The 21,080-nt window shown below is 59.5% G+C and carries 22 protein-coding genes and 1 other RNA gene; 11 read left to right on the top strand and 12 right to left on the bottom strand.

Features of this window, described 5'->3' with window-relative positions:
* Positions 1-4: 4 nt before the first annotated feature.
* The 4 genes from ACK6D9_RS20445 to tkt form a co-directional block, all read right to left on the bottom strand.
* Positions 5-1,201 carry a phosphoglycerate kinase gene (locus tag ACK6D9_RS20445; RefSeq protein ID WP_412049898.1) on the bottom strand — a complete coding sequence of 399 codons (1,197 nt, stop codon included), beginning with the start codon at positions 1,199-1,201 and terminating at the stop codon, positions 5-7.
* Between the two features lie 109 nt (positions 1,202-1,310).
* Entirely contained in the window at positions 1,311-3,119 is a 1,809-nt protein-coding gene (locus ACK6D9_RS20440; RefSeq protein WP_322988513.1) for a potassium/proton antiporter, read from the bottom strand.
* Between the two features lie 276 nt (positions 3,120-3,395).
* Positions 3,396-4,406, bottom strand: coding sequence for a type I glyceraldehyde-3-phosphate dehydrogenase (gene gap, locus ACK6D9_RS20435; protein WP_412049897.1), 1,011 nt, complete (start codon positions 4,404-4,406; stop codon positions 3,396-3,398).
* A gap of 45 nt (positions 4,407-4,451) precedes the next feature.
* On the bottom strand, positions 4,452-6,446 hold the full coding sequence (gene tkt, locus ACK6D9_RS20430; protein ID WP_412049896.1) for a transketolase: 1,995 nt from the start codon (positions 6,444-6,446) through the stop codon (positions 4,452-4,454).
* Positions 6,447-6,690: 244 nt separating this feature from the next.
* Between tkt and ACK6D9_RS20425 the strand changes: the two genes are divergently transcribed.
* Both ACK6D9_RS20425 and ACK6D9_RS20420 read left to right on the top strand, forming a co-directional pair.
* Positions 6,691-6,963 (top strand): DUF4164 domain-containing protein, encoded by a 273-nt coding sequence (locus ACK6D9_RS20425; protein WP_412049895.1) that lies wholly within the window; start codon positions 6,691-6,693, stop codon positions 6,961-6,963.
* Positions 6,964-7,007: 44 nt separating this feature from the next.
* On the top strand, positions 7,008-7,364 hold the full coding sequence (locus ACK6D9_RS20420; RefSeq protein ID WP_322988517.1) for a cell division protein ZapA: 357 nt from the start codon (positions 7,008-7,010) through the stop codon (positions 7,362-7,364).
* Positions 7,365-7,388: 24 nt separating this feature from the next.
* Here the strand turns inward: ACK6D9_RS20420 and ACK6D9_RS20415 are convergent, their stop codons facing one another.
* The 3 genes from ACK6D9_RS20415 to ACK6D9_RS20405 form a co-directional block, all read right to left on the bottom strand.
* Entirely contained in the window at positions 7,389-9,185 is a 1,797-nt protein-coding gene (locus tag ACK6D9_RS20415) for an alpha/beta fold hydrolase (RefSeq protein WP_412049894.1), read from the bottom strand.
* A 123-nt stretch (positions 9,186-9,308) separates the two neighbouring features.
* Complete coding sequence (locus tag ACK6D9_RS20410) at positions 9,309-10,658, bottom strand: surface lipoprotein assembly modifier (protein ID WP_412049893.1); 1,350 nt, start codon at positions 10,656-10,658, stop codon at positions 9,309-9,311.
* 21 nt (positions 10,659-10,679) lie between these two features.
* Positions 10,680-11,756: a transferrin-binding protein-like solute binding protein gene (locus ACK6D9_RS20405; protein ID WP_412049892.1), complete on the bottom strand. Its 1,077-nt coding sequence runs from the start codon at positions 11,754-11,756 to the stop codon at positions 10,680-10,682.
* A 268-nt stretch (positions 11,757-12,024) separates the two neighbouring features.
* Between ACK6D9_RS20405 and ssrS the strand changes: the two genes are divergently transcribed.
* A non-coding RNA gene (gene ssrS, locus ACK6D9_RS20400) (6S RNA) lies at positions 12,025-12,182 on the top strand.
* 65 nt (positions 12,183-12,247) lie between these two features.
* Here the strand turns inward: ssrS and ACK6D9_RS20395 are convergent.
* Positions 12,248-12,457, bottom strand: coding sequence for a LuxR C-terminal-related transcriptional regulator (locus tag ACK6D9_RS20395; protein ID WP_412049891.1), 210 nt, complete (start codon positions 12,455-12,457; stop codon positions 12,248-12,250).
* 223 nt (positions 12,458-12,680) lie between these two features.
* On the opposite strand from ACK6D9_RS20395, the gene ACK6D9_RS20390 reads away from it, so the two are divergent.
* On the top strand, positions 12,681-13,262 hold the full coding sequence (locus ACK6D9_RS20390) for a 5-formyltetrahydrofolate cyclo-ligase (protein ID WP_412049890.1): 582 nt from the start codon (positions 12,681-12,683) through the stop codon (positions 13,260-13,262).
* 7 nt (positions 13,263-13,269) lie between these two features.
* Positions 13,270-14,094: a TIGR00282 family metallophosphoesterase gene (locus ACK6D9_RS20385; protein WP_412049889.1), complete on the top strand. Its 825-nt coding sequence runs from the start codon at positions 13,270-13,272 to the stop codon at positions 14,092-14,094.
* Between the two features lie 24 nt (positions 14,095-14,118).
* Here ACK6D9_RS20385 and ACK6D9_RS20380 read toward each other — a convergent pair whose 3' ends face one another.
* The 3 genes from ACK6D9_RS20380 to ACK6D9_RS20370 all read right to left on the bottom strand — a co-directional run bounded on the left by ACK6D9_RS20380 (position 14,119) and on the right by ACK6D9_RS20370 (position 16,213).
* Positions 14,119-14,697 carry a tetratricopeptide repeat protein gene (locus ACK6D9_RS20380; RefSeq protein ID WP_412049888.1) on the bottom strand — a complete coding sequence of 193 codons (579 nt, stop codon included), beginning with the start codon at positions 14,695-14,697 and terminating at the stop codon, positions 14,119-14,121.
* A gap of 2 nt (positions 14,698-14,699) precedes the next feature.
* Entirely contained in the window at positions 14,700-15,533 is an 834-nt protein-coding gene (locus ACK6D9_RS20375; RefSeq protein WP_412049887.1) for an MBL fold metallo-hydrolase, read from the bottom strand.
* A 122-nt stretch (positions 15,534-15,655) separates the two neighbouring features.
* Positions 15,656-16,213: a GFA family protein gene (locus tag ACK6D9_RS20370; protein WP_412049886.1), complete on the bottom strand. Its 558-nt coding sequence runs from the start codon at positions 16,211-16,213 to the stop codon at positions 15,656-15,658.
* Between ACK6D9_RS20370 and ACK6D9_RS20365 the strand changes: the two genes are divergently transcribed.
* A complete protein-coding gene (locus ACK6D9_RS20365; RefSeq protein WP_267653797.1) occupies positions 16,212-16,958 on the top strand; it encodes a YebC/PmpR family DNA-binding transcriptional regulator in 747 nt (248 codons plus the stop codon). The genes ACK6D9_RS20370 and ACK6D9_RS20365 overlap by 2 nt on opposite strands.
* Before the next feature lie 58 nt (positions 16,959-17,016).
* Here ACK6D9_RS20365 and ACK6D9_RS20360 read toward each other — a convergent pair whose 3' ends face one another.
* Entirely contained in the window at positions 17,017-18,003 is a 987-nt protein-coding gene (locus tag ACK6D9_RS20360; protein ID WP_412049885.1) for an LLM class flavin-dependent oxidoreductase, read from the bottom strand.
* Between the two features lie 149 nt (positions 18,004-18,152).
* Here ACK6D9_RS20360 and ruvC point away from each other — a divergent pair, with 149 nt between their 5' ends.
* From ruvC to ruvB, 5 genes are read left to right on the top strand one after another with little or no spacing between them, the layout of a single operon-like run.
* Positions 18,153-18,659 (top strand): crossover junction endodeoxyribonuclease RuvC, encoded by a 507-nt coding sequence (gene ruvC, locus ACK6D9_RS20355; RefSeq protein ID WP_412049884.1) that lies wholly within the window; start codon positions 18,153-18,155, stop codon positions 18,657-18,659.
* Positions 18,660-18,669: 10 nt separating this feature from the next.
* Positions 18,670-19,287, top strand: a complete 618-nt coding sequence (gene ruvA, locus ACK6D9_RS20350) for a Holliday junction branch migration protein RuvA (RefSeq protein ID WP_412049883.1) — start codon at positions 18,670-18,672, stop codon at positions 19,285-19,287.
* A 54-nt stretch (positions 19,288-19,341) separates the two neighbouring features.
* Positions 19,342-19,623, top strand: coding sequence for an AbrB/MazE/SpoVT family DNA-binding domain-containing protein (locus tag ACK6D9_RS20345; RefSeq protein WP_412049882.1), 282 nt, complete (start codon positions 19,342-19,344; stop codon positions 19,621-19,623).
* Positions 19,610-20,008: a PIN domain-containing protein gene (locus ACK6D9_RS20340; protein ID WP_412049881.1), complete on the top strand. Its 399-nt coding sequence runs from the start codon at positions 19,610-19,612 to the stop codon at positions 20,006-20,008. The genes ACK6D9_RS20345 and ACK6D9_RS20340 overlap by 14 nt, the downstream gene beginning before the upstream one ends.
* Positions 20,005-21,042 (top strand): Holliday junction branch migration DNA helicase RuvB, encoded by a 1,038-nt coding sequence (gene ruvB, locus ACK6D9_RS20335; RefSeq protein ID WP_412049880.1) that lies wholly within the window; start codon positions 20,005-20,007, stop codon positions 21,040-21,042. Before ACK6D9_RS20340 ends, ruvB begins: the two co-directional genes overlap by 4 nt.
* Positions 21,043-21,080: the final 38 nt, after the last annotated feature.

Here is a 21,080-nt window from a genome sequence, read left to right as displayed (position 1 = left end):
GCTTTCAGACCTTGAGCACGTCAATGCCGGGTAGGGGCTTGCCCTCCATCCACTCCAGGAATGCGCCGCCGGCTGTGGAAACATAGGTGAAATCTTCAGCCACGCCTGCGTGATTGAGAGCAGAGACGGTGTCGCCGCCACCGGCCACTGAGACCAGCAGGCCTTCTTCCGTGCGGCGGGCTGCATGTTGGGCTGCGGATACCGTGGCTGCATCGAAGGGCGGAATCTCGAAGGCGCCGAGCGGGCCATTCCAGACCAGCGTGTCGGCCTTGGTGATCCAGGCATTGATGGCTTCAATGGATTTTGGCCCGACGTCCAGCATCATGGCATCGGCGGGGATGGCGTCGACATCAACGGTTTCGTTGTCGGCGCCGGCCTTGAATTCCCGTGCAACGACGCCGTCAACCGGCAAAACCAGCGCGCAGCCGGCAACTTTCGCTTCGGTCTCGATTTCCCGGGCAGTCGATGCAAGGTCATGCTCGCACAGCGATTTGCCGACATTGATGCCGCGCGCGGCGAGGAACGTGTTGGCCATGCCACCACCAATGACCAATGCATCGACCCTTTTCACCAGGTTCTTGAGCAGGTCGATCTTGGTGGAAACCTTGGCGCCGCCGACAATGGCAACCACGGGACGGACAGGGTTGCCGAGCCCCTGTTCCAGCGCGGTCAATTCAGCCTGCATGGTGCGTCCGGCATAGGCGGGCAGGTGATGCGCCAAGCCTTCGGTCGACGCATGGGCGCGGTGGGCGGCGGAAAAGGCATCATTGACGAAGATGTCGCCGTTCCTGGCCAGCGCCGCGGCGAAGTCCGGATCATTGGATTCTTCGCCTTCATGGAACCGGGTGTTTTCGAGCAGCAGGATATCGCCATCGACCATTGCGTCGACTGCCTTCCCGGCTATCTCACCAATGCAGTCGGCGGCAAAATGGACACGGTGATCAAGTACGTTCTCTACCACGCCGGCGATTGATTCGAGCGACATGGACGGAACCACTTTGCCCTTCGGACGACCAAAATGGGCGAGCAGGATCACCCGCGCGCCTTTGCCGGATAGTTCCATGATGGTCGGTGCGACACGTTCGACGCGAGTGGTGTCGGTCACCTTGCCGTCCTTGACCGGGACATTGAGATCGACGCGCAGAAGAACCCGCTTGCCGGCGAGGTTCGTGAGATCATCGAGGGTTTTGAAAGCCGTCATTGATTGTTCCATTCGTCAAGTAGCTGTGCCGCGGAATTTCGGGGCGGACCTTACACCGCTCGCGGTGTGGTGCAAGGCAGGGGCGATATGTTGGCGCCCTTGCCCTGCATTATTGCTTCCCGCCCCGACGCTTGCGGGCGTATTCGCGTATCGCGTGGATGATTTCCCGCAGGTTGAGAAACAGCGGGAGGCGGGTTGCGGGGGCGACCGGTTCGAGGGAGACCCCGATCATGGTGGCGTGACCATGCTCGTCGGTCTGGCGAACGATCAGCACGATGCGGCCGATTTTTACCCGGTCGGCATAATCGAGCTTGCCGCCTAGTCGCTGTTCCATCAGCTCAGCAATGGTCATCGATTTCTCGGCCTTGCTGAGCAGGCCGGGGCCATAGGCAGCATCAAGCTCCTCCCCGGTTCTGGAGGGAGCAATGGTAAAGGTTCCGAAGAATTCATTGTCGTTTTCGCTAACCGCGACCTTGGAAGCGAACAGCCGGTCGAGAAGGCGTGAATAGCCCGGTGCGATGAAGAGATAGACCTGATCGTTCTCACGCAAACGACCGGCATACTGATAGCGCATGGATTTTCCGTCGCGGATGACGAGCGAGGGCCGGGCCCAGCGGGGAATCCGCTCGCCGCGCAACACCGGGCTGTCGGCCACCACCCGGTAGACCAGCAATTCGTGGTTGGCCGTGCCTGGAAGGTCAAGTTCGAGCTTGTCTATCGCGCCGATCTGCGGCGGAACGATCTGACCGAGGCGGCGGGCAATCGGCTTGACGGTCCACCCCTGGATGGCAAGTGAAACCATCACGACGATGAAGGTGGTGTTGAAATAGAGCTGTCCATTCTCGAGGTTGCCGAGAATCGGCAGGATTGCCAGCAGGATCGAAACCGCGCCACGCAAGCCGACCCAGGCGACAAACCCGGTCTCGCGCTGGGTGTAGTCGAAGGGAAGCAGGCACAGCCACACGGCCAGTGGTCGGGCAATGAATACCAGGAAGATCGCCAGTGCGATGGCGGGAAGGGCGATCTGCGGGAATTGCGAGGGCGTCGCCAGCAGTCCGAGCACGAGGAACATGATGATCTGCGCCAGCCAGGTCATGCCTTCCTGAAAGCGGACGATCGATGTCCTGGCCTGCATCTTTTTGTTGCCGGCATAAATTCCTGCAACATAGACAGCCAGGAAACCACTGCCGCCGATGGCCGAGGTGTAGGCAAAGACCAGCAGAGCTAGCGCCAGTACGAAGATCGGGGCGAGCCCGCGCTCAACGGGAACCCGGCGGATGATCTGGACAATGAGAATGCCGCCGCCGAGGCCGAGCAGCAGGCCGCCGCCGATCTGCTTGACGAACAGGATAACCAGTTCAAGGCCGATATCCTCCAGCCCCTGGTTGTTGGCCATGATGCTGACCAGCGCAGCGGTGAGGAAGATCGCCATCGGATCGTTGGTGCCGGATTCGACTTCCAGCGTCGAGCGGACCCGGTCGCGAATGTTGATGCCGCCGGTGCGAAGCAGGAAGAACACTGCCGCTGCGTCGGTTGACGCGACGATGGAGCCCAATAGCAGCCCCTCCAACCAGGAAAAATCGAGCAGGAAGCGGGCGGCGACACCAAACATGATGGCGGTTAACAGCACGCCAAACGTCGCCAGTGTGATGGCGGGAACGGAGGCCTGCCTGAAGGACTGCATCGAGGTTCCGTAGCCTGAGTCAAACAGGATGATCGCCAAGGCGATGGAACCCAGCATGTAGGCAACAGAATTGTTGGAAAAATCGATGCCCAACCCATCGACGCCGGCCACCAGCCCGATCAGCAGGAACAGCAACAGCAAGGGGGCCCCGAAACGTTCAGCCAGAAGGCTTGAAAATGCCGCGATCAAGACAAGCGCCGTCGACGCCAACGTTACAATGTAGAATGCGTCCAACCGTCTTCCCTAATCCTGGTTGCCTTGACCGGCCCGCCGATTGCGGAGCTATCGAAGAATATGAAATGAGCCAGCCTGCGGAGCAATGCTTCGAACGCCAAAAGACGGAAATTTAACGAAAATCTGGGTGAGAGTAGGGCCGAGGCAGAGAAAACAAGCCGGTGTCCGGTTTCCGCACGCATTGTGGGCCGGAATCAGCACCGCCACCGTTCGAAACAAACGGTGGCGGTGCTGTCGTCAGATCGAAGCTGCGGCAATGGTGCCGCGAATCGTGGGCTAGATCAGCTTTGCCATGGCGACGGCGGTGTCGCCCATGCGGTTAGAAAAGCCCCATTCATTGTCATACCAAGTCAGGATCGACACCAGCGTTCCGTCCATTACCTTGGTCTGGTCAGCGTGGAAGATCGAGGACCGCGGATCGTGGTTGAAGTCGATCGACACCAGCTTTTCCTCGGTGTAGCCGAGGATGCCCTTGAGCGGGCCTTCGGCTGCTGCCGCACGAATGAAGCCGTTGACTTCCTCGATCGTGGTGGCGCGTTTGGCCACGAACTTGAGGTCGACGACAGAGACGTTCGGGGTCGGTACGCGAATCGACGAGCCATCAAGCTTGCCGTCGAGCTCGGGCAGCACCAGGCCGATGGCCTTGGCTGCACCAGTCGAGGTCGGGATCATCGACATTGCTGCAGCGCGACCGCGGTAGAGATCCTTGTGCATGGTATCAAGGGTCGGCTGGTCACCGGTGTAGGAATGGATCGTCGTCATGATGCCGTGTTCGATGCCGATGGCATCGTTGAGCACCTTGGCCACCGGTGATAGGCAGTTGGTGGTGCACGAGGCGTTGGAAACGACGATGTCGTCCTTGGTCAGAACGTCGTGGTTGACGCCATAGACAATGGTCTTGTCGGCGCCAGCGGCCGGAGCCGACACGAGAACCCGCTTGGCGCCGGCTTTCAAATGCAGCGCGGCTTTGTCGCGCGCGGTGAAGATGCCGGTGCACTCCATCACGATGTCGATGTTGAGATCGCCCCAGGGCAGATTTGCCGGATCGCGTTCGGCGAAGACCTTGAAGCTCTCCGAGCCCACCGAAATCTTGTCGCCGTCAACCGTAACCTCATGCGGGAAACGGCCGTGAACCGAATCGTAGCGCATCAGGTGGGCGTTGGTTTCAACCGGACCGAGGTCGTTGATGGCCACGATATCGATGTCCTTGCGGCCCGATTCAAAAATGGCGCGAACCACATTGCGGCCGATCCGGCCAAATCCGTTGATGGCGATCCTGGTCTTCATCCTATTCCTCCGTCCTGGGTCTGAGGAGGCCTGTCCTAGTCGGGATCAGGCCTTGTCTTCGTGTAGGCGCGCTTCGACCGCAGTCACTGCAGCCTTGGCGGTGATGCCGAAATGCTCGTAGAGCTCCTTGTAGGGTCCGGAGGCTCCGAAGCCGGTCATGCCAATGAACAGGCCGTCGGATCCGATGAAACGGTCCCAACCCTGGCGGATGCCGGCCTCGATGGCGATCTTGACCTTCGAATCTCCGATTACCGCGTTCTTATACTCCCTAGATTGCTCTTCGAACAACTCAAAGCAAGGGACCGAAACGACACGGGTGGTATGACCATTTGCCTCAAGCATCTCGCGCGCTTCGAGAGCGATCTCGATTTCGGAGCCGGAGGCGAAGATCGTCACTTCCGCATCGCCGGCCGAGACAAGGTCGTAGGCCCCGTAAGCGGAAAGATTTTCCTCGGTGAAGTCGGTTCGCACCGTCGGCAGGTTTTGCCGGGTCAGGGCGATGCCGCTGGGGCGCTTTTGCTGCTCCAGGGCAATCTGCCAGCATTCCGCGGTTTCCACCGCATCGGCAGGGCGGAACATCAGCAGGTTGGGGATGGCTCGCAACGCAGCCATGTGTTCGACCGGCTGGTGGGTCGGGCCATCTTCGCCCAGCCCAATGGAATCATGGGTCAGCACGTGGATCACACGGATGCCCATCAACGCTGCCAGACGGATCGAGGGTCGGCAGTAGTCCGAGAAGATCAGGAACCCGCCGGAGTAGGGAATCAACCCACCATGCAAGGCAATGCCGTTCATCATGGCGGCCATGCCGTGTTCGCGGATGCCGTAATGAATGTAACGCCCGGAGAAATCGTCCGGCGTAATTGCCTTGGTCTGGCTGGTGCGGGTGTTGTTGGACCCGGTGAGATCGGCTGAGCCTCCCAAGGTTTCCGGAATCACGCCATTGATGATTTCCAGCGCCATTTCCGAGGCCTTGCGGGTGGCCACCTTCGGCAGATCTTCGGTCAGCTTCTGCTTGTAGGCAGTCATTGCCGGCTCAAAACCGCCCGGCAGATCGCCGCTCATGCGCCGCTCGAAGGTCATGCGGGTATCGTTTTCAGTTGCAGCGAGACGCGCTTCCCAGGCCTTGCGGTCCTTTACCGACCGCAGGCCAGCCAGCCGCCAGGCGTCGAGAATGTCCGACGGCACGACGAAGGGTTCTTCTTCCCAGCCGAGGGCTGCGCGGGCACCTGCAATTTCCTTGTCGCCGAGCGGTGAGCCGTGGGCGCCGCTGGTGCCTGCCTTGTTGGGCGCACCGAAACCAATGACGGTCTTGGCGGCAATCAGCGTTGGTTTGTCCGAAGCCTGTGCGGCTTCAATCGCCTGGGCAATGGCGTCCGGGTCATGGCCGTCGATATCCAGTGTGTTCCAGCCAGAGGCTGCAAACCGCGCCAACTGATCGGTGGAATCGGTCAGCGAGACCGGGCCGTCAATGGAAATCGAGTTGTTGTCCCAGAACACGATCAGTTTGCTTAGCTTGAGATGGCCCGCAAGCGAGATCGCTTCCTGGCTGATACCTTCCATCAGGCAGCCGTCACCGGCGAGCACATAGGTATGGTGATCGACCAGCTCTGCGCCATACTCGGTAGCGAGCTTGCGTTCGGCTATGGCCATGCCGACGGCGTTGCCGAGGCCCTGGCCGAGCGGACCGGTGGTGGTCTCGATACCGGCAGCGTGCCCATATTCCGGGTGACCGGCTGTGGGAGAGCCAAGTTGACGGAAATTCTTGATGTCCTCAAGCGAGATGTCATCATAGCCGAGCAGATAGAGCAGGGAATAGAGCAGCATCGAGCCGTGGCCGGCAGACAGCACGAAGCGGTCGCGGTCGGGCCAGTTAGGTTTTTTAGGGTCGAATGTCAGGTAGCGCGAGAACAACACCGTGGCGATGTCGGCTGCACCCATCGGTAAGCCCGGATGGCCGGATTTTGCTTTCTCAACGGCATCCATGGATAGAAACCGGATTGCGTTTGCCATCCGGTCGTGTTTTTCGCGTGAAATCATGACTGTTCCGCCTTGTCGCGTTCAGGTCAACCCGGCCCATTAGTGGACCGGATCGAAGGCCGCGCACACATAGCAGTTGCTTCGGCGGAGTCAACAAAGGGCTGAAAACGGCTTGTCGGCAGACGACTGGGGATCGAAAGTGCGGTTTTGTTGACGGCTTGTTCGGCTGATGGGTAAACTAGTTGCCACAAGTATCCGGAATTCAAGCGATTCGGCTTGTAATCCAGATCCAAGGAAGCTGACGATGCCCACTGAAAAAACAGTGAAATCCGCACTTGAGGCATTAAACAAAGCCTTGAGCCAGCTCGACAATGATGTTGAGCGGCAGGTTGAAGCGAGTCGCTCTTCCACAGAGGCCGCTGCGGAACTCGACCGGATGATTGACGATCGGTCCCGCATAGCCCAGGAACTTGACCAGGCGCAGGACCGCGCCAACCGTCTGGAGGAAGCCAATCGCGAGGTTTCACGACGGCTGGTGACGGCGATGGAAACCATCCGGGCAGTGCTGGACCGCTGATGCAACGGTCTCTTTCGATTTACCGAATTAACAGGACAGGTTGAATGGCTCAGGTCACCGTTAGTATCGACAGCAAGACCTACCGGATGGCCTGCGAGGAAGGCCAGGAGGAGCATCTGACCGAACTCGCCGGTCGATTTGACCGGTATGTGGGGCATCTCAAGGGCCAGTTCGGTGAAATCGGAGATCTGCGCATCACCGTGATGGCGGGGATCATGGTGATGGATGAATTGCATGAACTGCAGCGGCGCATGCGCGGTCTTGAGGCCGAGGTCGAGACCCTGAAGAAAACCCGCGACAACGCGCTGACCAAGGTTGATAAAACTGATCAGGATCTGGCTGCAGCGTTGACCGAAGTGACGGGCCAGATCGAGAAGATTGCCAAGAAACTGAACGGCTGACGCCGTGGATGCGGCGGCCCGCCTTCAGGCGGCGGATTTTGCCACGGCGCCGACTTCTTCAAGGGCCGCGATCACCCGGTCGGGGCGGGCGTGCAACACATGCTGGCCGATGCCTTCGATTTCCTCATAGCGACACCCTGGTATGCGGCCGGCAGCGATGCGTGCCAGATGCGGATTGACCGCCGGATCGGAATCGCCGTGCAGAACCACCACAGACAGATTCAGCATCGGCAAGAGATTGCTCCAGTCCGAATTGCTTGAAGATGTGTCGGCGAGGAAGGCCGAGGCACCGCCGATGGTTACATGGCGGATGCCAGCGCGCAGAAGACCGTATATTTCCGGATCCCGGATTGCCTGACGGTCGCCGCTGCTGTGTTCGGTGAGTGTTGACAGATATCGATGCGAGCCGCCGTACCGCAAATAGGAAACTGCTGTCAGGGCAATGAAGCGGTGCGCTGCCCAGGAGGCTATACCGCTTGACATGGCCAGTTTCTGAAGCCCGCCGGTGGGCACCAGGTGGTCGGCGATCTGCAATGGAAAATAGGCCGAACACAGAACCAGACCACAGACGCGTTGCGGGTGGGCGAGGCAAAACTCAATCGCCGCCTTGGCGCCGAACAGATGCCCCAGGACAAGACAGCGGTCGGCGTCGTGGCGGTCGCAAAGGTGGAGCGCATCATCCAGGCATGTTTGCATGAAGGACTTGCCCCGGGGCGGCCCATCGCTGGCACCGTAGCCTGGTTTGGAGGCGCCGAACAATTCAAATCCGGATTGTCCCAGGCTGTGCCTTATGGCCGGTGAAAGCTCCGGACTTTGCAAAAGCCCATGAAACATCAGAACCGGGGGTCGCTTCTGTCTTGCCCGGCGATTGACCGGATAGTGGACATAGCTGATGTCGCGACCATCCAGCGTCATCTTGCGCCAAGCCGCCCCGTCCTGTGCAAAGGGGAGGCTGACGGGCGGAAGTCCCTCAAAATTGACCGGGGTGGCTGGCTCGCCCGACAGCGCCGCGAGGCTGACAAGATCGTTGACTACCTGGACGGCATCCACCCGCGATGCGACGCCTAGCTTGCGGAAGATTGCCTGGGTTTGACTCTTCACCGTGTCGACGGACCGGGATCGCTCCTTCGATATTTCGACATTCGATTTGCCGTTGGCCATCAGTTCGAGGACTTCGATTTCCGACGGAGACAAACCGAGACTGCCGGCGAGGATGACAGAAATGTTGCGGCTCCAACTGACACCGGGCAGAGTGATGACAATGACATCGAGCGCGTCATCGCGGGTCAGCGAGACGAACCCGCCATCAGCCTCGGTGCGAATAAAGCTGCGCCTGCTCGGCTGTGGTTTTTCGCGTTGACCAAAAAGCAGGGCAATGCCGGCCACGACCGCGCCGCTGAAATGCTGCCGCATCCGGTCGGTCTGTTCGACGGAGCAGACGTCGTCTCCATCGGAGATGATGGTTTGCCGGCCCCTGTCGAGCTTGATTTCAACCCCCTCGAGGTAGCCAAAAATCCGACGTGCTTCAGCGGATTGAGCGACAATCCGAAACGCCCGATCAACCACCAGCTTGAGCGCCGACCCTTCGACCAGCGCGCGGTATTTTGCTTCGGGCGCCGGTGCCATGACCTGCGCCAGTTCGGCGGCAATCTGGAAATGCATTTCGATTTCGCCTGAGAAAACCGGATGACCGGTTTCGCCGACAGCCAGAAAATCTTCCAGGTCCTGCATGAAGTCAGTGAATTCCTGCTCGCCCTTGAAGTAGGAATAGATAGCTTCTATCGCCTGTGTAAGCGGGGTCGGTCTTCCGACTGCATTCATGGATTGAATACCATCTCTGTGCGCTGCTGTTGTGCGGCGATCTTACACAAGACTGTGTCGCTCTCAAGCAGATTACAGCGGAGCCCGCCATGTGTCGTGTAAGAGGTATGTATTGAGTGGCGCTCAGAATGCCTTGGTGAAAGTAAGGTCCGTTCCACTGGATTGATAATCGAAGAAGGCGACGTTGCTACTTTGCGCCTTGTGGAAAATGCCGATGATCGGTGAAAAACCGGCGATCTGGAATCCGTCCTTGCGGAACGACCCTCTAACTTCCCAGAATTTGTCTTCGCGGACGAGCCCGAGCCCGGGGAACGGGTTTTCAAAATTCCGACTGCCTCCGGTAAACGACGCATCCATGCGCAGGCCGAAACCCAGAGAGGTTTCGAGCCCCACCGTCCCTGACTTGCTGTCGTAGGAGTTCCACGGACGTGCGGAGACGGATTCCTTTTCGAAGCTGCCGGAGAGGGTGAGCGCCAGGCTGGTGGAAAAGGATCGTCTTATCGACGCTGTTGCCCGCGTGGTCCGCGAGTTGGCGCCGGCGTTATCGTCATAGGCCCGGTTCATATGGATGATTTCACCTGACGCCCACCAACCTTGCGAAAAGTTCCATCTTGCCGTCAGGCGGCCACCGATTCCCAAGCTATGCTGCTGGAGATTCTGCCACCGGCGGTCGATGATCGCTTCGGCCTGCAGCGAATAGCGGAGTTCGCCATGACGGATGCCAGCCCTGAATTCGCCTTGCTGCTGATCGTAGTGATCATTGGAATAATCCGAAAATCCGGCTGAAAGCGCACCATATAGCGAGGTTGTTTCCGTAAGCGTGTGAGAGTAGCCCACAACCGCGCCGGCCTTGAAGCCCATTCCCGATTTTTGACGTGCGCTGTTGGCTATCCGGAACGGCAGTCCGCCGATCATCACGATCGATTGGGTGGTGCCGTCGTTGACGTTGGTTGATGGCGCGAGGGAAAAGTAGCCTGAAACCGAAACCCCCTCGGTGCTGCCGATACGGCGCGAAAGTTGTTCGAGTTGATCCCGGTCGCGGGAAAGATCGACAACGTCGGTTATCTGGTTGAGATGATAGCCCGCCGCCTGGCGTTTTCCCTGGATCGCCAGGATCTTGACCAGTTCGATGCGAACCGCGTCGATGTCTGGTTGCCGAGAGAGAATTTTACGCAAAATCCCTTCAGCCTGATCCGGTCGGTCGGTTCGCGCATAGACAACAGCAAGCAGGTAGGCAGCCGGGATCGCTTCGACTCCCTGGAAACGGCGTCTTGTCAGAATACGCTCCGCGGCCGGGTAATCGCCGGCCGCGACCAAGCCCTCGGCTGTCTGGAAGGCGTCTTGTGCGTGCGTGTTGGCGTGCACCGGTGAGGCGAGCAGCAAGGCAACGAGGAGCGATGACGCAATCGCTCCGCATTGCTTTCTTGCTGACCGCCGGTTGCGCGCCGGTGCTGGGAAATCCGCGTGGGTCATAATTGGCTTGGCCTACCGCGGTTATTTTTTCACCGCGCCGATCCCGCCGGACATGATGTAGTCGCGGTTCTGACCGTCAATCGGGGCTTTGCCCTCGATCTGGTAGGCAGCCGCGGTTTCGGCCGCTCCGTCTCCGAAGAATGCTCCAATTGCTTCATTGCTGCTGGTGGTGCCGATTGCCTTTTTGTTGGCGTCGACCAGGGTGGCGGTTCCGGTATATTCGGCACCGGTGATGTCGGCTTTGATGTTGAGCCCGGTGATGTTCTTGTTGAGAACGACCATGTTGTTGCCCTTGTAGGTAACGAACTGGGCGCCGCTGACGCCGCCAGTCACCTTGCCGGCACCAAAATCGGCCGTCAGTTCCACCTTGCCACCACGAAGGCCCATTTGCTGCATGGTTCCATTGTCGTCGTAGACGGATGTGCCGCTCTCCATGAAGCCCTTGTAGGTCGCCATTCCCGATGCGGGCATGTTGGTGGTGTTGTTGCCGATATAGCCGACAGCATAGGTGGCGGTAGGGTCACCTTCCTTGCCTTCTCGATAACGGATCGTGGTGCCGTGCTTCATGACGATCTGATCAACCAGCTTGCTGTTTTTGTCATAAATATTGTACACCCCGACCGACGAAAGACTGGCGGTCTCGTTACTGGCCTGGGCGTCACCGAAATTGCCGTTTTCGAAGTAGATGTTGCCCTTGGCGTCCTTCATGCCGGCAATTGCGGTGCCGTTTTTCAGAGTATCGGCGGAAAAGGCGGAAACCAGCGCGGGATTGGTGCCTTGGGTGGTGGACGGGTTCTTGTCCACGTCCGCGGAGCCCGCGATCTGAATGCCGCCGGCTTTTGATTTCTCGAGAATTCTGGCCTGCAGGATCGCATGCTGCGAGGTTGGCAGGTTGGTGTAGCTATTTATTGATGCGGTGTTCTTGGCATTGGCGCGAAATGCCAGCGCCTTGCCTGAAGCCTTGATCGGCAGCGCGCCGCCAGCAGGCGTGACGCCAGCGGCGGGTGCGGCGATGCCGCCCGTTGACGAGCTGCATCCGCTGATGGCGGGAACCAGGGCAAGAAGCAAGGCGCCGGAAACTGAAACTGTCTTTTTCATGATTTATCCCCCGCCCCGACACCAAACTCACAACAGCGTTACCCGCTCGAATGCGGCCCGCCGGAAATGGGGCTGATTTCCGGTGTGCCGCAGATACCCAAACCCCAATGAAAAGAGGCGGTTTGCAGCCGGAACGGAGAACCAAACTCACATTCCGGTGGTGCGATCTAAGGGAAATATCGAGTGCCGCTCAATCACCTGAACGGGTGAAAACCCAACTTGCGCATTTGGCAATTGGAGTTGGTCTCCGGATACCCTATATAGGGGTTGCGATCTGCGCCTCTCGACAGGATACACAATCCCCGGGGCCTTAATTGATCCTAAGGGAGCTGTCCCTGGCCGGACTCGTGGGTCCGGTCATATGGCGCCCACCTACGTTGTAGGTTCCCGGGATCGAAAAAATCCATCGGTTGCCGCGGATCGCACTTTTCCCGCAGAAAGAAGACCATCGGCAGGTTGGAAAAAAACGGACTGACCCTAGGCCGGTGCGCCTATTCGATCAGGCCTGACCTGAGAGCGCGGGCGATGGCTTCGACTATGGTGTTGGCCAGCAGTTTTTTACGGATCGAGGCAAACAATGTTTCGATCTTGCCCGGACAATCATCAAGATGACTCGCAATGGCCTCCACGCTCTTGCCCCTTGCCGCCAAGTGCAGGCAAGTGAGTTCGGAATCGGACAGCTGTGGGGAACCCTCGGTCATAAATCCCAAAATTGAATATGCTGAAATATCTGGTTGATTATGGTCTGTGGCGTCTATGCGACCGTGTCGTCTGCGGCGCAATCTGATCTCGGTAACATTATTTACGAAGTGTCATTGCTGTCTCGAATTGATACTGACTGGCGCGACTGCGCCGGGCGGATGGGGCAGAAAGGATTGACCTCGAGCGGAATTGGCGGCACGACGACCGGCAACGGGCAGAGGGTTGAGGGCAATGCACAGCAAGCAAGAGACTCGGAAAGCGATGCTGGCGCGCCGTGACGCGCTCAAGCCGGACGTGCGCATTGAAATGAGCCTGGCGATGGCAGATGCCGCCGAAGCCATCGAATTCGAGCCCGGCACGGTGATCGCCGGCTATCTGCCGATCCGTTCCGAACCTGATTTGCGACCCCTGCTGGCGCGGTTTCGTGCGCGCGGGGCGCGGCTCTGCTTGCCGGTGGTGGTCGACCGCGAAACCATCATATTTCGCGAGTTTGTGCGTGGTGGAGATCTGGTCGATACCGGGTTCAAGACCGTCGGGCCGGGGCGTGAGGCCGAAATTCTCGATCCGGACTTGCTGATGATGCCGCTGTCGGCATTCGATGCGGCGGGCAACCGTTTGGGCTATGGTGCTGGGCACTACGACCGGGCCATCGCCCGGCTGCGGGCGAAGGGCATGCGGCCGCGACTGATCGGCGCAGCGTTTTCGTGTCAGGCGACTGAATCCGTGCCAATTGAGGGGCATGATGTGCCGTTGGACATGGTGCTGACCGAGCGAGGCTTGCGCAGATTTCCTGAAAGCCTATAGAGAACCGATGCGCCTGTTGTTTCTTGGAGATTTGGTCGGACGATCCGGCCGCACCGCGGTCTGGAACCGCCTTCCTGGCTTGATCCGTGATTTCAAGCTGGATTTTGTCATCGTCAATGGCGAGAACGCCGCTGGCGGCTTCGGCATTACCGAAGAGATTTTTCTCGAAACGCTCAACGCCGGCGCCGATGTGGTGACGACGGGCAATCATGTCTGGGATCAACGCGAGGCGCTTGTCTATGCCGACCGGCAGGAACGTTTTCTGCGTCCGGCCAATTATCCCGCAGGGACGCCCGGCAGGGGATCCAATCTCTACATTGCCCGCAACGGCGCCCGCGTGCTGGTCGCAAATGTGATGGGGCGGGTGTTCATGCACCCGGATCTCGATGACCCTTTCTCGACCGGCGAATCCATTCTTTCGGCCTGTCCGCTGGGCGAGCAGGCTGATGCGGTGGTGTTTGATTTTCATGCCGAAGCGACCAGCGAGAAGCTGTGCTTTGCGCATTTTATCGACGGACGGGCCAGTTTCGTTGTCGGCACCCACACCCATGTGCCTACCGCTGATGCGCAGATTCTCAATGGCGGCACCGCCTATATGTCGGATGCCGGCATGTGCGGCGATTATGATTCGTCGATCGGCATGGAGACGGAAGAACCGATCAACCGGTTCCTGACCCGGATTCCGAAAGGCCGCTTTGAAGTGGCCTCTGGTCCGGCAACGATCTGTGGCGTGGCGGTGGAGATCTCCGACCGCACAGGCCTGGCCGAGAAGATCGCGCCGCTGCGGATCGGCCCGCGTCTGAGCGAGACAATGCCGGATTTCTGGAACTGACCGACGGGCGTTGGTTCGTCTTCGTCAGAGTTCTTGTTGCGTGCCTTTGATCAGTGGCCGTTTGGCATCCGGATCGGGCGGCAACAGTCCGCGCTCCTTGAGCCATGGATGGATTTGGACGGCGCGTGCCAGCGCCGAGTAGGCGACCCCGGTGCGGCCCATGCGCATGAGTACGTGATACATGCCCGACCAGGCGCCGAAATGATCGGGATCGAGTTCCACCGCCTTTTCGAGATCAGATAGCGATCCGTCGATATTGTCGCGCAGGAACCGGACAAAGGCGCGCTGGCTCCAGCCCTCGGCATAGGTGGGCGCATCGCGGATGGCGATGTCGAAGGCTGCCTCGGCGGCTTCAAAATCATAACTTTCACGCCGTTCCATGCCCAGATCGATGGCGTCGCGGACAGCAAGCGTTGGCGCCTGGTTCAGCCACCAGCGCCAGATGGCGTTTTCGGCCGCGCGTCCTTCGGCTTCGTTTTTCGCGTTCTTGAGTGCCGCAAACAATTGCTCGCGCTGGCTTTCGCCGGCCGCGAGCAGCGTCGATGGCGCCATCGTCACAAGGGCAAAGGTCGCTATGCAGCTCAGAAACGCGCGGCGCAGCATGATCAGATTCCCTTGAGGACAAGAATTGTTGGGCGACGCGGCAGGGTGCGGGCAGACACGGTGACGCTGTCACTGCCGACATAGTTGGTCACGAAAGCATCGCCCATCATGTCGATGAAATGTGACAGCGGCGCCCCACGGCGGTGCATCGGCAGCAGGATCGAGGATTGCAGGCGTTTGGCAATGCCGGTCATCGCCCCGTGGCTCAGCGTCAGGCCACCATCAACTGGCACCATGACGATATCGAGCCGGCCGATCTGTGCAAAATGGCTGTCTTCGAGTGGATGGTGCAGATGGCCGAGATGACCGATGCACAGGTCCGCGACTTCGAAGATGAAAATCGAATTGCCATCTTGTTCGACCGCGCCAAAATTGCGGATGTCGGTGGTGACATTGCGGATATAGACATCATCGACGACAACATCATGATCGGCCGGACTGCGGTCGAAATTCCAGCCGCGCAGCACATGCTCAATCCGCTCGTCCGGGGCCAGTGTGAAATGCGAGGAATGCGCCTTGTTCATGGTCACGACGCGTGGGACCGCGACCTTGCCCGACCATCCATTGTAATCGGTGGCAATGGTGACACCCGACGGGGTGGTGATGACATAGGTGGAATGGCCGGCGAACTGGATCTCGACCTCGTCGTCACCGAACGCAGCCGGCGTGAAGCTTGCAGCGGGATCTGCAGGTGTCAGGTTGGCATAGCTGGCGCCGGGCAAGGCCTGGGCCACAGCCATGCATTGGCTGAACGGTTGAGCTTGTTGCTGCGCTTGGGCGTGGACCGGCAAGGCGATCCAAATGCAGGCCAGCAGAAAAGATATCATCCGGGGCATGCGAGGCTCCGCGGTAGACTTTTCGGGTGACGATAAATGTAGCGCGTTGGCGGCAGAGGTAAAGGCTGCGGTTTGGCCGTCCGCGTTTTTGGGCAGGATCCGGAATGCACCCGGCGTCATGTTCACTCGGCGAGTGTCATCAGGTTCCAATGTCGCTTGAGTTCGGCGTAGCCGTCGCTTGGCTGTCCCGGATAATCGAGTTCCCCGACGCGGATGGTGATGAAAGACTGCTTCGAGCGGGTCCAGATATGGCCGGCTGGGATAAGCCATGAGGTGTCATCAAGGGTGCCTGCCTTGATGTTGATTTCCGCAGATCCTGCGGTGCCGTGCCAGATGCGAACGCCGCAGTCCGGGCAGAACCAGCCTTCGCGGATGTTTCCGGAACTGCTTTTGCGGCGCACGCAGCGAAGCGAACCGCTGATCTCCACCGCGGAGCGGATGAAACGCAGGCTCTCGCCAAAGGCCGATGATGTCTGGCGTTGGCATTCGCTGCAGTGGCAAAGGTAAAACACCAATGGGTGCGCCTGCGCACTGTAGCGGACGGCGCCACACTGGCAGCCGCCGGTCAGGGGCAGTCGAGGGATGATTGTCTTATGCATGTCCGAACCTTCTGGACGAAACAGGGCAAGGGATTTATAAGGCGGCGATCCTAAGTACAGCACAATAATCAGGGGCGTCATGGCCGGCCATTCACAATTCAAGAACATCATGCACAGAAAAGGGCGGCAAGATGCTGTCCGATCGAAGATGTTTTCCAAACTCGCACGCGAAATCACCGTTGCCGCAAAGATGGGTGCGCCGGACCCGGCGATGAACGCCCGGCTGCGGCTGGCGATCCAGAACGCCAAGTCGCAATCGATGCCCAAGGACAATATCCAGCGGGCCGTCAACAAGGCCTCGGGCAGCGACAGCGAGAATTACGAGGAAGTCCGTTACGAGGGCTACGGTCCTGCCGGTGTGGCCGTGATCGTTGAGGCGTTGACCGACAACCGCAACCGTACCGCGTCGAATGTGCGTGCGGCGTTTGCCAAATCCGGTGGCGCGCTTGGCGAAACCGGCTCGGTGGGCTTCATGTTTACGCGCGTCGGCGAAATCATCTATCCGCCGGAAGCCGGCGACGCCGATGCGATCATGGAAGCCGCGATCATGGCGGGCGCCGAGGACGTGAGCAGCGGCGAGGACGAGCACGCCATCATCTGCGCATTCGAGGATATTGGCGAGGTTTCCAGTGCGCTTGAAGAAGCGCTGGGCGAGGCACAGTCAATCAAGGCGGTGTGGAAGCCACAGACCTCCACACCGGTCGATGAAGATAAGGCGGAATCGGTGCTTCGTCTTATTGCCACGCTGGACGATGACGACGATGTCCAGAACGTCTACGCCAACTTTGAAGTTTCCGACGAGGTGATGGCCAAGCTTTCGGCCTGATCATATCTATATCCGGACTATCAAGCCGCCGGTCCCAAGGGCCGGCGGCTTCTTTGTATCAGAGCGCCTGCCGCATCGTGCCGAACAGCTCGACCGATTTCAGCCGTGCCTGGGATGAATGGATCGGCATCGAGATCATGATCTCGTCGGCATTGGTGGCCTTGATGAAGTCTCGCATCTTGCGGGTCGCGGTTTCCGGACCACCGACAACCGAGTAGCGTAGCGTGTGTTCGACGGCGGTCTTTTCCATGTCTGTCCAGAACCCGTCCATGGTGTCGATCGGTCCGGGCATCTTGCCACGGGCATTGCGGCGCATGTTGACGAAGGTCTGCTGCAAGGTGGTGAACAGATAGCGTGCCTCATCATCGGTGTCGGCCATCACCCCCATCACAGCCGCCATCACATAAGGCGTATCGAGTTGCGCAGACGGGGTGAATTTGGACCGGTAGATGTCGAGCGCTTCGCCCAGCATGTCGGGCGCGAAATGCGAGGCGAAAGCATAGGGCAGCCCCAGTGCTGCGGCCAGATGGGCGCTGTAAATGCTGGATCCGAGAATCCACAGCGGCACATGCGAGCCAGCGCCGGGGATGGCGATCAGATGGCCTTCGACGGGGTCGCCGAGATAATGCTGAAGTTCGAGAATATCGTCGGGGAAGGATTGCGCGCCGGCTTCAAGATTGCGACGCAGCGCGCGCGCCGTGTTCATGTCGGTTCCAGGCGCCCGGCCGAGACCAAGATCGACCCGACCGGGAAACAGCGCCTCCAGGGTTCCGAACTGCTCGGCGATGACCAGCGGCGAATGATTGGGCAGCATGACGCCACCGGAGCCGATGCGGATGTGGCTAGTGGCATGGCCAGCCTCGGCAATGACCAACGCGGTGGCGGCGCTGGCGATTCCCTGCATGCCGTGATGTTCGGCAAGCCAGAAACGGGTGAAGCCGGAATCTTCGGCCTGCTTGGCCATCAGCCGGGTACCGGCGAGTGCTTCGCCGGCTGTGCCGCCTTCAACAATGGGACAGAGATCGAGAATGGAAAAGGCGGTCATGGGGAATCTTTCAGAGAGGGGCTCGGGTTGCTCTCATGTAGGAAGCCACCCAGCGGAATGCAAAAACAGATCGGCCTGGCAGCGGTGTTTGTTTTTGGTTTGTTCACATTTAGATGGAATGGTCAGGCCTGTCGGGCTAGGGTTTTTTCATGGCAGAAGCGATTCGAATCATCGGAATTGATCCGGGGCTGAGGAACACCGGCTGGGGTGTGGTCGACAGCCTCGGGAACTCCTTGCGCTTTGTCGCCTCCGGCACGGTCAAATCCGACAACAAGCTTGATCTCGCCTCGCGGTTGAACCAGCTCTATGGTGGTCTGGAAGAGGTTCTGCATCAGTATCAACCGTTCGAGGCAGCGGTGGAGAACACCTTTGTCAACAAGGACGCAACAGCCACCTTGAAGCTCGGCCAGGCCCGCGGCATCGCCATGGTGGTGCCGGCGCGGGCCGGGCTGAAAGTTGCCGAATATGCGCCCAACGCGGTCAAGAAAGCGGTCATCGGCGTTGGTCATGGCGACAAGAAGCAGATCGTCATGATGGTCAAGGTGCTGATGCCGAAGGCAGCATTTGACAGTGATCACGCCGCGGATGCGCTGGCGATCGCCATTTGCCATTCACACCACCGGACCTCGATGGCCTGGCGGATGGCGGCGGAATGAGGAGCAACCGATGATCGGAAAACTCAAGGGAACAATCGAGGAGATCGCCGAAGACCATGTGCTGATCGACGTGCACGGCGTCTGCTATGTGGCATTCTGCTCGGCGCGCACCTTGTCGCGGCTCGGTTCTGTCGGCGAAGCGGTCGTCGTCTTCATCGAAACCTATGTGCGCGAGGACCAGTTCAGGCTGTTCGGTTTCGAGACCGCGCTCGAGCGGGAGTGGTTCCGGTTGCTGCAAAGCGTTCAGGGCGTGGGCGCCAAGGTGGCGCTGGCGGTGCTGTCGACGCTGACACCGTCCGAACTCGCCAATGCGATCGCATTGCAGGACAAGGCAACGGTGACGCGCGCACCCGGCATCGGGCCGAAAGTGGCGCAGCGCATTGTCAGCGAACTGAAAAACAAGGCGCCCGCATTTGGTGGCGACGCAGGCGGGACGATGGGTCTCAAGCAGGAGCTTGGCGAAGGCGTAGCGGCTGCACCGGTGGCCGATGCAGTGTCGGCACTGTCCAATCTTGGCTACTCGCGCGATCAGGCGGCCAATGCGGTGGCCGCAGCGATGAAGCTTGCGGGCGAGGACGCCGACTCGGCAAAGCTGATCCGACTGGGTCTGAAGGAACTGGCGCGGTAGACCGTTCCTTGCGGAAAGTGAAAATCCTTACTATATTCGAAGGTAAGGAAATAATTGCCAGGGAAGGATATGGGCCTCGAGTCGAAAATCACCTCAAAAGGTCAGACAACGATTCCTGCGGAGGTGCGGGAATTTCTCAAGATCGGCGCAGGCGACCGTGTCGGTTATCAATTCGTTGACGGGAAAGTCGTGCTGGTGCCGAAAAATCGGAGCGCGCTGGATTTTGCCGGTGTTCTTCATCAACCGAACCGCGCACCGGTTTCGATCGAGACCATGAACGATGCGATCAACGAGGGAATTTCCGAGAGATTTGGGCGGTCGCGTGATCGGGATTGATACCAACATCATCGTCCGGCTGCTGACGCGTGACGATCAAAAGCAGTTTGATGCGGCAGTGGTGCTGTTCAAGTCCAGCAGTGTAGATGCACCGTTGTTTGTCAATCCAATCGTCATTGCGGAAACCGTTTGGGTGCTTGAGCGGGTATACAAGACGGACCGGGCAAGCGTGCGCACGCAGGTAGCAGGCCTGCTCGATACGGTGGAAATTGCGGTTCCGGACGTCTTGCGGATGGGCAATTGGGCGGATTGGCTCAGTTCGCCGCATCCGGACTTCTCGGATATCCTCATTTCTGAAATCAACCGCGCGAATGGATGCGAGAAAACAATGACCTTCGATCGCAAGGCCGCCAATTCCGTTTCCGGCATGGAGCTGCTCGCATGAGTGACGCTGATCGTTTGATATCTCCTGACAAGCGCGGCGAGGATGTCGATACTACCTTGCGGCCACAATCGCTGGACGAGTTCACCGGCCAGGCCGAGGCGCGGGCCAATCTGAAGGTGTTTATCGAGGCGGCCAAGAACCGCGGCGAGGCGCTCGATCACGTGCTATTTGTCGGGCCGCCCGGCCTGGGCAAGACCACGCTGGCACAGATCATGGCCAAGGAACTGGGGGTGAATTTCCGCTCGACCTCCGGGCCGGTGATTGCCAAGGCCGGTGATCTGGCAGCCCTTCTGACCAATCTCGAAGACCGCGATGTGCTGTTCATCGACGAAATCCATCGACTCAGCCCGGCGGTTGAGGAAATTCTCTATCCGGCGATGGAGGATTTTCAGCTCGATCTGATCATTGGCGAGGGGCCGGCGGCACGGTCGGTCAAGATCGATCTGTCGCGGTTCACGCTGGTGGCGGCGACGACACGGCTTGGACTTCTGACCAATCCGCTGCGCGACCGTTTTGGCATTCCGGTGCGGCTGCAGTTCTACACTGTAGCCGAACTCGAATTGATCGTGCGGCGCGGCGCCCGGATCATGGGGCTTGGAATGACCGACGAGGGGGCGCTGGAGATTGCCCGCCGATCCCGCGGCACACCACGCATTGCCGGGCGGTTGTTGCGCCGGGTGCGGGACTTTGCCGAAGTGGCCAGGGCTGAGGCCGTCACCCAACTAATCGCCGATGAAGCACTGACTCGGCTGTCGGTCGACAGCATTGGGCTCGATCAGCTCGACCGGCGCTATCTCGACATGATCGTGCGCAATTTTGGCGGCGGGCCGGTAGGCATCGAGACCATTGCCGCCGGCCTCTCGGAGCCGCGCGACGCCATCGAGGACATAATCGAGCCCTATCTGATCCAGCAGGGCTTTTTGCAGCGCACGCCGCGCGGACGTGTGCTGACAGCACGCGCCTGGGGACACATGGGGCTCAATCCACCCAAGGATCTAGCTGCCAGCCAGGCTAGCCTGTTCGAAGAAGAATGACAGCAACTGATGGATGGTGGTGCTGGCCGCGTCTTTTG

It is taken from the genome of Hoeflea sp. Naph1, from assembly GCF_046837775.1.
GTDB lineage: Bacteria > Pseudomonadota > Alphaproteobacteria > Rhizobiales > Rhizobiaceae > Hoeflea.
Note: the sequence above shows the minus strand (reverse complement) of the source record. Positions and strands in the feature narration are given on the sequence as shown.

Excerpts from the sequence above, each read along its gene's own strand:
- ACK6D9_RS20445 (WP_412049898.1), bottom strand. The coding sequence starts at position 1,201 with ATGACGGCTTTCAAAACCCTCGATGATCTCACGAACCTCGCCGGCAAG.
- gap (WP_412049897.1), bottom strand. The coding sequence starts at position 4,406 with ATGAAGACCAGGATCGCCATCAACGGATTTGGCCGGATCGGCCGCAAT.
- tkt (WP_412049896.1), bottom strand. The coding sequence starts at position 6,446 with ATGATTTCACGCGAAAAACACGACCGGATGGCAAACGCAATCCGGTTT.
- ACK6D9_RS20425 (WP_412049895.1), top strand. The coding sequence starts at position 6,691 with ATGCCCACTGAAAAAACAGTGAAATCCGCACTTGAGGCATTAAACAAA.
- ACK6D9_RS20420 (WP_322988517.1), top strand. The coding sequence starts at position 7,008 with ATGGCTCAGGTCACCGTTAGTATCGACAGCAAGACCTACCGGATGGCC.
- ACK6D9_RS20415 (WP_412049894.1), bottom strand. The coding sequence starts at position 9,185 with ATGAATGCAGTCGGAAGACCGACCCCGCTTACACAGGCGATAGAAGCT.
- ACK6D9_RS20410 (WP_412049893.1), bottom strand. The coding sequence starts at position 10,658 with ATGACCCACGCGGATTTCCCAGCACCGGCGCGCAACCGGCGGTCAGCA.
- ACK6D9_RS20405 (WP_412049892.1), bottom strand. The coding sequence starts at position 11,756 with ATGAAAAAGACAGTTTCAGTTTCCGGCGCCTTGCTTCTTGCCCTGGTT.
- ACK6D9_RS20395 (WP_412049891.1), bottom strand. The coding sequence starts at position 12,457 with ATGACCGAGGGTTCCCCACAGCTGTCCGATTCCGAACTCACTTGCCTG.
- ACK6D9_RS20385 (WP_412049889.1), top strand. The coding sequence starts at position 13,270 with ATGCGCCTGTTGTTTCTTGGAGATTTGGTCGGACGATCCGGCCGCACC.
- ACK6D9_RS20380 (WP_412049888.1), bottom strand. The coding sequence starts at position 14,697 with ATGCTGCGCCGCGCGTTTCTGAGCTGCATAGCGACCTTTGCCCTTGTG.
- ACK6D9_RS20375 (WP_412049887.1), bottom strand. The coding sequence starts at position 15,533 with ATGCCCCGGATGATATCTTTTCTGCTGGCCTGCATTTGGATCGCCTTG.
- ACK6D9_RS20365 (WP_267653797.1), top strand. The coding sequence starts at position 16,212 with ATGGCCGGCCATTCACAATTCAAGAACATCATGCACAGAAAAGGGCGG.
- ACK6D9_RS20370 (WP_412049886.1), bottom strand. The coding sequence starts at position 16,213 with ATGACGCCCCTGATTATTGTGCTGTACTTAGGATCGCCGCCTTATAAA.
- ACK6D9_RS20360 (WP_412049885.1), bottom strand. The coding sequence starts at position 18,003 with ATGACCGCCTTTTCCATTCTCGATCTCTGTCCCATTGTTGAAGGCGGC.
- ruvC (WP_412049884.1), top strand. The coding sequence starts at position 18,153 with ATGGCAGAAGCGATTCGAATCATCGGAATTGATCCGGGGCTGAGGAAC.
- ruvA (WP_412049883.1), top strand. The coding sequence starts at position 18,670 with ATGATCGGAAAACTCAAGGGAACAATCGAGGAGATCGCCGAAGACCAT.
- ruvB (WP_412049880.1), top strand. The coding sequence starts at position 20,005 with ATGAGTGACGCTGATCGTTTGATATCTCCTGACAAGCGCGGCGAGGAT.